The sequence below is a fragment of the Mammaliicoccus fleurettii genome, from assembly GCF_002018435.1.
GTDB classification, from domain to species: domain Bacteria; phylum Bacillota; class Bacilli; order Staphylococcales; family Staphylococcaceae; genus Mammaliicoccus; species Mammaliicoccus fleurettii.
Map to the genome: position 1 here is coordinate 241,708 of NZ_MWJM01000001.1, position 13,942 is coordinate 255,649.

Genomic DNA, 13,942 nt, shown 5'->3' on the forward strand with positions numbered 1-13,942 from the left:
TTAAGTTTCGTCTTGATAAAATGTAATGAATTTAGTAAACTTTTATAGGATACAGAAAGTGGGTGAAATAATGGCAACATGGTTAGCTATATTATTAATCATCGTGGCATTAATCGGTGGGCTTGCAATTGGATTCTTCCTTGCACGTAAATATATGATGGATTACTTGAAAAAGAACCCACCAATTAACGAAGAAATGCTACGTATGATGATGATGCAAATGGGTCAAAAACCATCTCAAAAGAAAATCAACCAAATGATGACAATGATGAATAAGAATATGGATCAAAAAATTAAATAGTCTTATATTAATCATAAGTAAAAATAAAACGTATAATCGTGATATTTTTAAAAGCCAGTTACACTTTGATTGTGTAATTGGCTTTTTATCTTGAGTTTTCACTGATTGTTCAAATAAAAGTGTTTTAACTTATTTGTTATTTGATAAAATAGAATTAAGAGTAAGGGGGAGAGCTATTGTGGAATTAACAGTATTTGTAGCATTTGGTGCAGGCATATTAAGTTTTGTTTCTCCTTGTGTATTGCCAATCTATCCTGCATTTGTTTCATATATAACTGGAATGAGTTATGATGATTTGAAGAATAAAGGACTTAGCCGAAATGCAATATTACATACAATCATCTTTTTATTAGGATTTAGTTGTATTTATATGATATTAGGAATGGGCATAGGTTACATATCAGGTATGTTAATAAATTATCAAACTTTAATAAGACAAATTGGTGCAATTGTAATAATTGTATTTGGACTTATTATATTAGGCGTATTCCAACCGCAATTTTTAATGAAAGATCGTAAAATTAATTTTAAAGCGAAGCCTTCAGGTTTTGTTGGTACGTTTTTAATTGGTATGGCATTTGCGGCAGGTTGGACACCATGTAACGGACCAATTATCGCAGCGATTGGAACATTGGCAGCTACTAATTCATCACAAGCATTATTATATATGCTACTATATGTACTAGGATTTAGTATTCCATTCTTTATACTAACTTTCTTTATAACAAAATTACAAATTATTAAAAAGTACAATGTTGCTATCATGAAGTTTGGTGGTATAATTATGATAATTATGGGGATTCTGTTATTCTTTGATTTATTAACAGAGATAACGATATTCTTCCAATCTTTAGGTTTGGAATAACCATAAATGATATTTCGTACTAATAAGGGGTTTTAGATATGTATTTGCTTTTTTCATTTATAATAGCAGCTTTAATGGGTTTAGCAGTTATAGTTGTTAGAATGAAAGCTCAAAATTATCCGACTAACACTAAAAAAATTGTACTACCGCCATTTTTTATGGCTACAGGTGCTCTAATGTATGTTGTTCCATATTTTAGATTGAATGGTCAAGAAATTATAGAAGCCATTATAGTTGGTTTATTCTTTTCATTGTTTCTTATTTTTACATCCAATTTTGAGATTAAAGGATCAGAAATATATATGAAACGCTCTAAACTGTTCCCTGTTATTTTAATTACTTTACTGATAATCAGAAGTGTAGGGAAATTCTTTTTGAGTGATTCTATTGACCCAGGTCAATTAGCGGGCATGTTTTTCTTGTTGGCATTTAGCATGATTGTGCCATGGAGAATAGCAATGTTTGTAAAATATAAAAAACTAAGAGATCAAAAGACTTTAGTTAATTAAAAAAACGCACAACTCAATTACTGAGTGTGCGTTTTTGTTTTTGCTTTAGAGATTTCTTCTTTATGATCAAAGATTGAAAATTTGTTTTTTTCATCATCTGCTAATTCGAACAAATTTAAATATGGTGTATAATCAATATTAAGTTCTGTTAGTTTTTTCTTCATAAATTTGTGATCTCTTTTCGGAGTTGCTATGATATAACCTCGCATAATATGATCGAGTTCAATTGTTGTAGCATGTTCTTCTAAAGCTATTTTAGATATGCGTCCACCTATTTTTTCTTTAGCAACATCTCTAAATAAATCTGGTACTGGTGAAACTAATTCATTTAATAAACTACGAGCTTCGTCATTCCATAAAGGAAGGGCTTTATGAATATAATAATCTTGCCAATCTAATTCGCTCATACCGTTATCTTTAGGCATGCGCTTTAAGAATTTACGAAACATAAAGAATCCACCGATTGCAAGTAACGATATAAATACAATGCACCATAATACTATAAAAAATATAAATGCGCTACTCAATGAAATCACTCCTTAAACTAAGTATAAATGAAGCTTTTCAACCTGTCTAACAAATATTTGCAAAGGAGCAATATAATGAAAATATTACATACTGCTGATTGGCATATAGGCAAAATAATCAATGGCCAATCATTAATAGAAGACCAAAAGTTTATCCTCAATAAATTATTTGATGCAATTAAAGAACACGATCCAGATGTAGTTGTGATTAGTGGTGATTTATACGACCTACACTATCCTAATAAAGAAGCAATGGTTGTTCTTGAAGATGCTTTATCGATGATTAATTTAGAACTTAAAATACCAATTATTGCGATAAGTGGGAATCATGATGGCAAAGAACGTCTTAACTATGGTGAGAGATGGTTTGAAAAAACAGGATTAAAAATCATTACGGGATATGACGACTTAATGACACCTATTTCTATGGAGGGTATCAATATATATGTTATGCCTTATTTTACACCAGCAGATGTAAAGCATGTATTTGATGTTAAGACTATCCATACGCATCAAGAAGCGACTGAATATATTATGAGTGAAATGGAACAAGTTATGAACAAAGATGAGACCAATATATTAGTTGGACATTTATTCGTAGCAGGTGGTGAATCATCAGACTCTGAAAGACCGCTCTCAATAGGTACGATTGAAACAGTTACTGCAAATACATTTAATGCTTTTGACGCAGTTCTACTCGGTCATTTGCACCATCCATTTGCTATCAAATCAGATTTCATATTTTATTCAGGCACACCAATGCAATATTCATTTTCAGAGGCAAATCAAGCAAAAGGTTATCGTTTGTTTGAGATTGATAACAAAGCATTTAAACAGAAATTTATTCCGATTGAACCAAGACGCTCATTTCATGTCATTAAGGCAAGATACGAAGATGTGATTCATGAGAAAATTGAAGTTAAAAATAATGAGGATTATTTTCATTTTAAATTAACGGATATGGACCATGTTACTGATCCTCTTATGAAGATTAGAAATATTTATCCAAATACATTACAAATTTCAAGAATAGATTATGAAGTTGCGCAAGATGAGATAGATGTGGATGTACATACATTAAGCGATATTGAAATTATTGAATCATTTTATAAACATGTGACTGAAGAAACGTTAGAAGGAATTAAGAAAGATAAAGTCATTCAGCTGTTAGAAAGTCATCTGAATAAAGGAGCGAATGAATAATATGAGACCTTTATCATTAAATATGCAATATTTTGGGCCATTTATAGATGAGAAAGTAGACTTTAGACATTTATCTAAATCTCAGCTTTTCTTGATATGTGGAAAGACAGGATCAGGTAAAACGATGATTTTCGATGCAATGGTTTATGCACTGTTTGGCAAAACATCAACAGAATCTAGAGAAGAAGTAGATTTACGAAGTCACTTTGCAGATCCGAAGTTACCAACTAAGGTACAATTTGAATTTGAAATTAAAGGTGACGAGTATCTTATTACTAGAACAGTAAAATATATAAAAGAAGGCAATAAAAATCCTTCGAATGCAACTGTAGAAGTGTACAAAAAAATAGATGATAAATGGAATTTAGAAACGAAGTCTATAAATACAAGTAATGATTACTTGAAACAGTTATTACATATGAATGTGAAGCAATTTAGACAAATACTCATACTTCCACAAGGAGAATTCAAACAGTTTTTAGTATCAAATAGTACAGATAAACGGAGTATACTTAGAACGTTATTTGATAGTGATAGATTTGAAGAATTACAAGATCAATTAGAATTAGAAATGAAAAAAGAATTAGCATTAATAGAAAGCCATTATCAAAAAATATCACAATATATGAATGACATGCATGACTTTGAAAATGAACAACTTATAGATATAAAGACAATTGAAGGACATCGCTATGAGGTGATATTAAACTCATTAGATTTATATGAAAAAGTCGGACATGAAAATTTAGAAGTATCAATGGTAGAGAAAGGTAAACAGGAACAACAAGTTAATGAAATAGAAAAAATATTAAAACAAGATAAAGTATTAAATGAAACCTTTGATACTTTACTTGAAAAACAAGAGATATTAGATGAATTAAAAAAAGATGAGTCAAAAATAAATGATCTTAGAAAACAATTAAAGTATTTAAAGACTGTTCAAAATATGACGTACCAGTATAATCAATTGAGAGATAAAGAACATTCTTTAAATAATGAAGTAAAACAAGAAGAAGAAATTCAACAAAGCATAGAATCAAACACAACTAACTTAAATGAGATAACTGAAAGAATTGAACAACTAAACAGAAATAGTGAGAGAATAAACGAGTTTCGTCAATTTGTTCAAAATACAAATCATATTAAATTAAGTTTAAATAAATATATAGAAGCGGAAACTAAATTTCCAAACATAATAGAAGAACAAAAGAATTTGAATAAGTTAATAGATAAAGATAAGCACGAAATCGAAACATTAAAAAGTAAACTAGAAAGTACTCATTACGATGAGTCGGAAGAACAAGATAAAATTAAAGAACAAGAAACATTGAAGCTTAACTTACAAGAACTACAAACTAAACAAAAGCAATATAGTGAAAAGTTGGAGTTGTTGGATAAACAAAAAGAATATACTAGTCAATTAACTCATCTAGAAAAAGAAAAAACACAATTTGAAGTAAAGTTGAATGAAAAGTCACAGTTTGATATTTTAAATGTTGAAGATGAAATTTTAAAAATACAAAAACATGTCCATCAAGGTGATGATTGTCCTATATGTGGATCAATCATAGAGTCTATTAATGGAAATGTTGATTTTAAAAGTTTGAAAAAAGAAAGAGAACAACAATTAGAAGTTGAACGTAATCTACATGCAATCAACAATAAGATAACATCATATAACGAAAGATTAAATATAACCAACGAACAATTGAATAAATTAGAAAATATTACAGATACTCAAACAGAAATAAATCATACAACTGAACATATTGATAAATTAGTAAATGAGTTACAAATTTATAGAGAGACAAAGCAACAAATACAAAGATTTAAAAATGACAAATATGATGTTGAAAAGAAAATAACAAATAATGAATTACAATTAAACAACATAAAGCATCTAATATCTAAATATGAGAATGATTTATCTTACTTTAAACAAGAAACTGGATTTGATACTGTAAATAAATTTGAGAAGCAATCAGACTTTTATGCAATAGAAATTAAGGCTTATGATAATGAGTTGAATCAATTAACTGTTCAACTTGAAAAATTTAATGAAGAAAAGCAAAATCTTCGAATGAAAATAGCAACTGTTAGTGAACGTAAATCTATGATTGAAGAACAAATTAAATTAGCAACGGATTATTTAAATACTGAGATGACCAAACATAATATTGCATCGTATGAACAATTAGATGAATTACTTCAACAAGTTAAGCATATTGACGAGTATGAAGAAAAAATTAATCAATATGACAAAAGATATATAGAAGTAAAAGCGATAGTGAAGGAATTAAGTAAAAAAGTTCAAGATAAAGAAAGAGCAGATACTTCAGAAACAGAAAGTAAATTAACTGAAGCTAAAGAAGCATTAACAGTTATTGTTAAACAGATGAATCAGCTTCAACTGAAAATTGATCAAAACAAGCAAAAAATAATTGCTATTCGACAAGTTGTTGAGAAAATTGAAAATGATTTACAAGATCAAGAAGAATTAATTGAACTTTCAAGAATAATGAACGGTAAAAATAGTCAGAAACTGTCTTTAGAAAACTATGTATTAATTTATTATTTAAATCATATCTTAGATAATGCTAATAGACATTTTCTTAAAATGACTAACAATAGATATCAACTTGTACGTAAAAAAGAAAAGTCACAAGGACTAAGTGGTTTGGAGATAGAAGTGTTTGATAGGTTTTCAAATAGAACTAGGCATATTACGTCCTTATCAGGTGGTGAGACTTTTCAAGCTTCGTTATCATTAGCAATAGGGTTGTCTAATGTTGTACAACAAGAAGCGGGTGCAATACATTTGGAATCTATGTTTATTGATGAGGGATTCGGCACATTAGATTCTGAAACTTTAGAAACTGCTTTAGATACTTTAGTGAATATACAAATGTCTGGAAGATTAGTAGGAATCATTTCACATGTTTCAGAATTAAAGACGAGAATACCAACAATTTTAAATGTTAATAAGAATGGATTTTTAAGTACTACATCCTTTAATGAAAACTAATTGACACATCAAAGACATAAATAGTTCAAAATACGTATTTAAGTTAAGAATTTTATTTGATATATTTTAACTAACAGAGTTATGGGAGTGTTACGATGAAAAAGGGAATATTTTTGTGCTTAATTGCAAGTATTATGCTAATTACGAGTGCATGTAGTAATAATGCAATTGAGCCAGACAGTCAATTTGGCAATAAAATGCAGTCTTTTAATGTTACTGACCAAAATGGGGATAAATTTTCACAGAAAGACATGAAGGGTAAAGTTTATATAGCTGATTTTATTTTTACAAATTGTGAAACAGTTTGTCCACCTATGTCATATAATATGAGCACAGTTATAGATGAATTAGAAAAAGATGGGGTAAAGGATTATGGTGTAATTAGTTTTAGTGTAGATCCTGAGAATGATACACCTAAGAAGCTGAAAGAATATATTAAACAATATAATGTACCTGCCAATAAATGGACATTACTTACAAATTACGATTTCAAGTTTATTAAGCAATATGCAGAAGATAACTTTAAATCGATAGTAGCACCACCTCCAAAAGGGAGTACACAAGTAACACATGGTACGAGTTTCTATTTAATTGATCAAAATGGTAAGATAATTAAATCATATAGTGGTCAAGATGCAGGGGATAAAAAGTTTCCTAAATCAGAAATAGTAGCAGATGTGAAGACTTTAGTTGAAGAAGGTCCAATTGAAGATTAACTATAATTAAGAAAACCACACATTTATCGAGACATTTCGATAAATGTGTGGTTTTTAATTGGTAATATGTAGAACTTATTTTTCACGTAATGCATCGCGAATTTCTGTAAGTAATACAGTTTGCTCGTCAATTTCTTCTTCCTCTTCACCTTTTTTCATTACAGTATTTGCAATTTTGATAAAGATGAATAAAGCGAAAGCAACTATTATGAAGTCTATAATTGATTGTATGAATAAACCATACTTAATTCCCATAAGAGACCATTTTTCAGCAAAGTCTACTTCTCCGAAAATTAAACCAATAAGTGGCATAATGACGTTTTCTACTAATGACGTAACAATTTTGTTAAAGGCAGCACCAATAACAACGGCGATTGCTAAATCTAGAACGTTACCTTGCAAAGCAAAGTCTTTAAATTCCTTTAATAATGACATATTAAACACCTCCTCATCGACATTATCATACATTAAACTGTAAAAAATTGAAATAGTCAATTTGATTTTAAGTGTAATATTTGTTAAAGTGATGAATGTTGCTGTTTTCTAAATATTAATTTATTTAAATTAAATGGATTACAAACAGTTAAAACGGGAATACATAATTACGAGTTTGTAAATTCGAAAGGAGAATTTTAATGTCAAATGTTCCAACACACCCAAATGGTAAAAAAGTTTCTAATGTATTTACTATTAGTGCAATTGTTGTAGCAATTATTGTTGCACTCGGTGCTATATTTCCAACTCAATTTGGAAGTATTACAGCGGACATAAGTGCATGGATATCTAAATATTTCGGTTGGTATTACATGATTATTACTATCGGAATGGTATTTTTCTGTGTATTTATTATCTTTAGCCCTATCGGTAAACTAAAACTAGGGAAACCTCATGACAAACCAGAATTTAACACAATTTCATGGTTTGCAATGTTATTTAGTGCTGGTATGGGTATAGGACTAGTGTTCTATGGTGCAGCAGAACCTATGTCTCACTTTGTTTCACCACCAAATGCAGATCCAGAAACAAAAGCTGCAATGACTGAATCAATGAGATCTACGTTCTTACATTGGGGTTTTCATGCATGGGCAATTTATGGAGTAGTAGCTTTAGCATTAGCATACTCTCAATTTAGAAAAGGTGAACCAGGTTTATTATCAAAAACATTAAGACCTATTTTAGGTAATAAAGTTGATGGACCTATAGGAGTAATCATTGATGTGTTATCAGTATTTGCAACAGTAGTTGGGGTTGCAGTTTCACTAGGTATGGGTGCTTTACAGATCAATGGTGGCTTAGAATATTTATTTGGAGTTCCAAATAATATTGTCATTCAAGGTATTATTATTGTCATCGTTACAATTTTATTCTTAATGAGTGCATGGAGTGGTTTGAGTAAAGGTATTCAATATTTAAGTAACTTAAATATTGTATTAGCGTCATTATTATTAATCGTTACATTAATAATTGGACCTACAATACTTATATTAAATATGTTTACTTCTTCAACAGGTGCATTATTAGATACATTCTTATTCAACAGTTTCGATGTAGCACCACTTAATCCTCAAAAAGGTGAATGGTTAAATACATGGACTTTATATTATTGGGGTTGGTGGATGAGTTGGAGTCCATTCGTAGGTATATTCATAGCGCGCGTTTCTAAAGGACGTTCTATTCGTGAATTTATCTCAGGTGTTATGCTTGTTCCAACGATTATTAGCTTTATCTGGTTTAGTGTATTTGGCGTTACAGGTATTGAAGTAGGTAAGTCAACACCAAAAGTATTCGAAATGACGACAGAGACGCAACTCTTTGGTGTATTCAATGAATTACCAATGGGTGCAATCTTATCAGTTATAGCATTAGCTTTAATCTGTACGTTCTTTATAACTTCTGCCGATTCAGCTACATTCGTATTAGGTATGCAAACAACATACGGATCACTAGAACCATCTGGAACAGTGAAAATCGTATGGGGTATTGCTCAATCATTAATCGCATTTATCTTATTACTTTCTGGTGGAGATACAGGATTAGGTGCTTTACAATCCGCCGCGATTATATCGGCATTCCCATTCAGTTTCATAATAATAATGATGATCGTTGCGTTTTATAAAGATGCTAACCAAGAAAGAAAATATCTTGGATTATCTATCACGCCTAACAAACATCGTATGAAAGAATATGTAGAAAAATCTAAACGTGAGTATGAACAAGAATTAAAAGAACAAAGACGTTTAGAAAGAGAAATGGAAGATTAAGTTATACACTTCTCATATAACGTAAAAGAAAAGCTTCAAAGTCAGTATTATGACTTTGAAGCTTTTTTATATGTTTAATGAAATCGATTACTTATATTCAACTATAGTTGATAATCATTATCATTTAATAACTAATTATTATGTATAATTAAATATACATAAGTAAAACTTATAGTTCCATATCATAAACTTGAATGATAAATATACTTATTTTTAAGTGTAATGTATTGTTTTACTAAAGTATTGATTATACAATTGTATATGAAGCATTAACTTGCACAATTTTAAAGGGGGAACAAAAATGAGCTCAAGTTTAAAAGAACAATCTAAAAAGTCTTTTGAATTGAACGGTAAAACTTACACGTTTTATAGCTTGAATACGTTAGACGAATTAGGATTATCTAATGTTGATAAATTACCATATTCTATCCGCGTATTATTAGAATCAGTATTAAGACAATTTGACGGACGTGTAATAAAAGAAGAACACATCATGAATTTAGCTAAATGGGGTAAATCTAACGATGAAAATGCAGAAGTACCATTTAAACCATCACGTGTTATTTTACAAGATTTCACAGGTGTACCTGCAGTAGTAGATTTAGCTTCATTACGTAAAGCGATGGATGATGTTGGCGGAGACGTTTCTAAAATTAACCCTGAAGTTCCTGTTGATTTAGTAATTGACCACTCTGTACAAGTTGATAGTTACGCTTTACCTAATTCATTAGAAATGAATATGAAATTAGAGTTTGAACGTAATATTGAACGTTATCAGTTTTTAAACTGGGCAACGAAGTCATTTGACAACTACCGTGCTGTTCCACCAGCTACAGGTATTGTTCATCAAGTTAACTTAGAGTATTTAGCAAATGTTGTACATGTAAGAGAAGAAAATAATGAACTTGTAACATATCCTGATACTTTAGTAGGTACTGACTCTCATACTACTATGATTAATGGTATTGGCGTACTTGGCTGGGGTGTTGGTGGTATTGAGGCCGAAGCTGGTATGTTAGGACAACCTTCATACTTCCCAGTTCCAGAAGTAATTGGTGTTAAATTAACTAACGAATTGCCTCAAGGTACAACAGCTACTGACTTAGCTTTACGTGTTACTGAAGAATTACGTAAAAAAGGCGTAGTAGGTAAATTTGTAGAATTCTTTGGTCCTGGTGTTGAAAAATTACCTTTAGCAGACAGAGCAACAATTGCTAACATGGCGCCTGAATATGGTGCAACATGTGGTTTCTTCCCAGTAGACGAAGAATCATTAAGTTATTTACGTTTAACTGGTCGTACTGAAGAACAAGTACAAGTTGTAGAAAAATATTTAAAAGAAAATAATATGTTCTTCAAAGCTGAAAAAGTAGAACCAACATATACTGATGTTGTGAATTTAGACTTATCTACTGTAGAAGCTTCATTATCAGGACCTAAACGTCCACAAGATTTAATCAAATTAAGCAATATGAAAGAATCCTTCGTAGATTCAGTTACTGCTCCAGCAGGTAACCAAGGTCACGGATTTGATAAATCAGAATTCGACAAAACTGTAGACATCGAATTAGCAGATGGTAAGAAGACTTCTATGACTACTGGTGATATTGCTATTGCAGCTATTACATCATGTACGAATACTTCAAACCCATATGTTATGTTAGGTGCAGGTTTAGTAGCTAAAAAAGCAATTGATAAAGGATTAAAAGTGCCTGATTACGTTAAAACATCATTAGCACCTGGTTCAAAAGTTGTAACTGGTTATTTAAGAGATGCTGGTTTACAACAATATTTAGATGAACTTGGTTTTAACCTTGTAGGTTATGGCTGTACGACTTGTATTGGTAACTCAGGTCCTTTATTGCCAGAAATTGAAAAAGCAATTGCTGATGAAGATTTACTTGTTACTTCTGTATTATCTGGTAACCGTAACTTTGAAGGTCGTATTCATCCTTTAGTTAAAGCAAACTACTTAGCTTCACCACAATTAGTAGTAGCATATGCATTAGCTGGAACAGTAAATATTGACTTACAAAAAGATCCATTAGGTAAAGATAAAAATGGCGAAGATGTCTACTTAAAAGATATTTGGCCATCAATTGAAGAAGTTAAAGATACAGTTCTTTCTGTAGTTACACCTGAATTATTTAGAGAAGAATACAAATCAGTATTTGAATCAAATGAAGTTTGGAATCAAATTGAAACAACAGATCAACCATTATATGACTTTGATCCAACTTCAACTTATATCCAAAACCCAACATTCTTTGAAGGTTTATCTAAAGTACCAGAAGATATTCAACCTTTAAGTGATTTACGAGTAATGGGTAAATTTGGAGATTCAGTAACAACAGACCATATTTCTCCTGCCGGTGCGATTGGTAAAGATACACCAGCTGGTAAGTACTTACAAGATCATGACGTTGCGATAAGAGACTTTAACTCATATGGTTCTCGTCGTGGTAACCATGAAGTAATGATGAGAGGTACGTTTGCTAATATTCGTATCAAAAACCAATTAGCTCCAGGTACTGAAGGTGGATATACAACTTATTGGCCAACAGAAGAAGTTATGCCTATCTTTGATGCTTCAATGAAATATCAAGAAAATGGCGTTGGCTTATGTGTATTTGCTGGTAATGACTATGGTATGGGATCTTCTCGTGACTGGGCAGCTAAAGGTACTAATCTTTTAGGTGTTAAAACAGTAATCGCACAAAGTTACGAACGTATTCACCGTTCAAATCTAGTTATGATGGGTGTATTACCTTTACAATTTAAAAAAGGTGAATCAGCAGATAGCTTAGGTTTAACAGGTAGAGAATCAGTATCAGTAGATATTCATGAAGGTGTTAAACCTCGTGATATTCTGAAAGTTACTGCAACTAGTGAAGATGGTAAAGTAACTGAATTCGAAGCTTTAGCAAGATTCGATTCAGAAGTTGAAATTGATTACTATAGACACGGTGGCATTTTACAAATGGTATTAAGAAACAAATTAGCTTAATAATTTCAAACAACTGCCTATTTATTTAGGTAGTTGTTTTTCTATTTGTGTTATGATTAGGTTAAGGAATTTAGAAAGAGGGATAGAAGTATGATTTATAGTGAAACACCAATAGATGTAAGATATGCAGAAACAGATAAAATGGGTGTTGTATACCATGCCAATTATGCAATATGGTTTGAAGTTGCAAGAACAGACTATATTTATAAAGCTGGTTTTAGTTATGCAGATATGGAAAAGGCAGGTATTATTTCACCTGTAGTAGACTTGAATATTAAGTATAAACAATCAATAACTTATCCTGAAAAAGTTATTATTAAAACTTGGATTTCACATTATTCACCAATCAGATCCATATATTCTTATGAGATTTTAAATGAGAATAGAGAAGTTGTTTCTACTGGGTCAACAACACATGTTTGCTTGAAAAAAGGATCAAATAGACCGATTAGATTAGATAAAAGTTTTCCTGAGTGGCATGAAGCGTATATGAAAATTCATGAAGAAACTGAAAAAGGTATTGATCGTAAGTTATAAAAATAAGCAGATGTGTTTCGCTTGATTAACGAAATACATCTGCTTTTTATAGTTTATCTTGAAGTTTTAACTTCATATTTAATTTCTCCATTATCGTTTATATCAATTACTAAATCGTTACCTTCAAAGTACCATAAATCTTTTTCATCAATAAAAAACGGAATGTCATTTTTAACATCTTTAAAGCCTATTTCTGAAGAACTTAAAGGTTCTACAGTAAAAGCTGGTGAGAAGCCTTGTTTTAATTGAAATTCACCGCCATAGCGAACGAAAAATCTTAATGCTTGATTGTCACCGAATTCTAATTCATCTTTAAACCATTCGATTGCTTTATCAGTAATTTCTAAATTCATAGTGCATTCTCCTTTACATCCATTTGATTTTTGGTTCATTTCCTTTGAATATTCTTACGATATTAGATTGATGTCTAACGAGTAGAATAATCATGATGACAACTGATACGATGAAGAAAGTTAAGTCACCTATGAATATTGCGCCAATTACACAACATACACTTGCTAAGATACTAGATAATGATACATATTTTGTTAAATATAAAATTATAAAGAATATAAATGCTAGTGTTATGAGTAATAATGGGTGCACAGCAAGAATGACGCCAGCACTTGTGGCAACAGCCTTACCTCCTTTGAATTTCAAGAAGATAGGAAATACATGACCGATAACTGCACAAATACCTATGAATATACTAGGAATATCTACATTAAACCATAATGGAAAGAAAACTACAATGAAACCTTTGAATATGTCTAAAAACATAACAAGAAATCCAGCTTTTTTCCCTAATACTCTAAATGTATTTGTGGCACCTAAATTGCCACTTCCAAATTGTCGAATATCTTTTTTATAAAATAATTTACCTAACACGAGGCCACTTGGGAAACATCCAACTAAGTAGCTAAGTATAATAACAACAAATGTCATTATTGAAACACTCCTTTGATAGCAGGTACTAATAGTTTACCATAAC

At 30.7% G+C, this 13,942-nt stretch carries 13 protein-coding genes; 9 read left to right on the forward strand and 4 right to left on the reverse strand.

Features of this window, described 5'->3' with window-relative positions; translation table 11 throughout:
- Positions 1 to 70 precede the first annotated feature (70 nt).
- From B2G86_RS01270 to B2G86_RS01280, 3 genes are all read left to right on the forward strand, one after another.
- Positions 71 to 301, forward strand: a complete 231-nt coding sequence (locus B2G86_RS01270) for a YneF family protein (protein WP_174221866.1) — start codon at positions 71 to 73, stop codon at positions 299 to 301.
- A 175-nt stretch (positions 302 to 476) separates the two neighbouring features.
- A complete protein-coding gene (locus B2G86_RS01275) occupies positions 477 to 1,166 on the forward strand; it encodes a cytochrome c biogenesis CcdA family protein (protein ID WP_133165629.1) in 690 nt (229 codons plus the stop codon).
- Positions 1,167 to 1,204: 38 nt separating this feature from the next.
- A complete protein-coding gene (locus tag B2G86_RS01280; RefSeq protein ID WP_078356326.1) occupies positions 1,205 to 1,675 on the forward strand; it encodes a CcdC family protein in 471 nt (156 codons plus the stop codon).
- A gap of 17 nt (positions 1,676 to 1,692) precedes the next feature.
- Here B2G86_RS01280 and B2G86_RS01285 read toward each other — a convergent pair whose 3' ends face one another.
- Positions 1,693 to 2,202 carry a DUF2621 family protein gene (locus B2G86_RS01285; RefSeq protein WP_078356327.1) on the reverse strand — a complete coding sequence of 170 codons (510 nt, stop codon included), beginning with the start codon at positions 2,200 to 2,202 and terminating at the stop codon, positions 1,693 to 1,695.
- Positions 2,203 to 2,277: 75 nt separating this feature from the next.
- On the opposite strand from B2G86_RS01285, the gene sbcD reads away from it, so the two are divergent.
- The 3 genes from sbcD to B2G86_RS01300 all read left to right on the forward strand — a co-directional run bounded on the left by sbcD (position 2,278) and on the right by B2G86_RS01300 (position 7,146).
- Positions 2,278 to 3,405: an exonuclease subunit SbcD gene (gene sbcD, locus B2G86_RS01290; protein ID WP_078356328.1), complete on the forward strand. Its 1,128-nt coding sequence runs from the start codon at positions 2,278 to 2,280 to the stop codon at positions 3,403 to 3,405.
- A 1-nt stretch (position 3,406) separates the two neighbouring features.
- Positions 3,407 to 6,430: an exonuclease subunit SbcC gene (gene sbcC / locus B2G86_RS01295; protein WP_078356377.1), complete on the forward strand. Its 3,024-nt coding sequence runs from the start codon at positions 3,407 to 3,409 to the stop codon at positions 6,428 to 6,430.
- Positions 6,431 to 6,525: 95 nt separating this feature from the next.
- Positions 6,526 to 7,146 (forward strand): SCO family protein, encoded by a 621-nt coding sequence (locus B2G86_RS01300; protein ID WP_078356329.1) that lies wholly within the window; start codon positions 6,526 to 6,528, stop codon positions 7,144 to 7,146.
- A 75-nt stretch (positions 7,147 to 7,221) separates the two neighbouring features.
- On the opposite strand, the gene mscL is transcribed toward B2G86_RS01300, so the two are convergent.
- Positions 7,222 to 7,581 carry a large conductance mechanosensitive channel protein MscL gene (mscL, locus tag B2G86_RS01305; RefSeq protein ID WP_078356330.1) on the reverse strand — a complete coding sequence of 120 codons (360 nt, stop codon included), beginning with the start codon at positions 7,579 to 7,581 and terminating at the stop codon, positions 7,222 to 7,224.
- Between the two features lie 200 nt (positions 7,582 to 7,781).
- On the opposite strand from mscL, the gene B2G86_RS01310 reads away from it, so the two are divergent.
- From B2G86_RS01310 to menI, 3 genes are all read left to right on the forward strand, one after another.
- Complete coding sequence (locus B2G86_RS01310) at positions 7,782 to 9,407, forward strand: glycine betaine uptake BCCT transporter (RefSeq protein ID WP_078356331.1); 1,626 nt, start codon at positions 7,782 to 7,784, stop codon at positions 9,405 to 9,407.
- 301 nt (positions 9,408 to 9,708) lie between these two features.
- Positions 9,709 to 12,414 (forward strand): aconitate hydratase AcnA, encoded by a 2,706-nt coding sequence (gene acnA, locus B2G86_RS01315; protein ID WP_078356332.1) that lies wholly within the window; start codon positions 9,709 to 9,711, stop codon positions 12,412 to 12,414.
- A gap of 90 nt (positions 12,415 to 12,504) precedes the next feature.
- Positions 12,505 to 12,951: a 1,4-dihydroxy-2-naphthoyl-CoA hydrolase MenI gene (gene menI, locus B2G86_RS01320; protein ID WP_078356333.1), complete on the forward strand. Its 447-nt coding sequence runs from the start codon at positions 12,505 to 12,507 to the stop codon at positions 12,949 to 12,951.
- A 53-nt stretch (positions 12,952 to 13,004) separates the two neighbouring features.
- Here menI and B2G86_RS01325 read toward each other — a convergent pair whose 3' ends face one another.
- Positions 13,005 to 13,304 (reverse strand): HesB/YadR/YfhF family protein, encoded by a 300-nt coding sequence (locus B2G86_RS01325; protein ID WP_078356334.1) that lies wholly within the window; start codon positions 13,302 to 13,304, stop codon positions 13,005 to 13,007.
- A gap of 13 nt (positions 13,305 to 13,317) precedes the next feature.
- Positions 13,318 to 13,899 (reverse strand): glycerol-3-phosphate 1-O-acyltransferase PlsY, encoded by a 582-nt coding sequence (plsY, locus tag B2G86_RS01330; RefSeq protein WP_239700417.1) that lies wholly within the window; start codon positions 13,897 to 13,899, stop codon positions 13,318 to 13,320.
- Between the last annotated feature and the right edge of the window lie 43 nt (positions 13,900 to 13,942).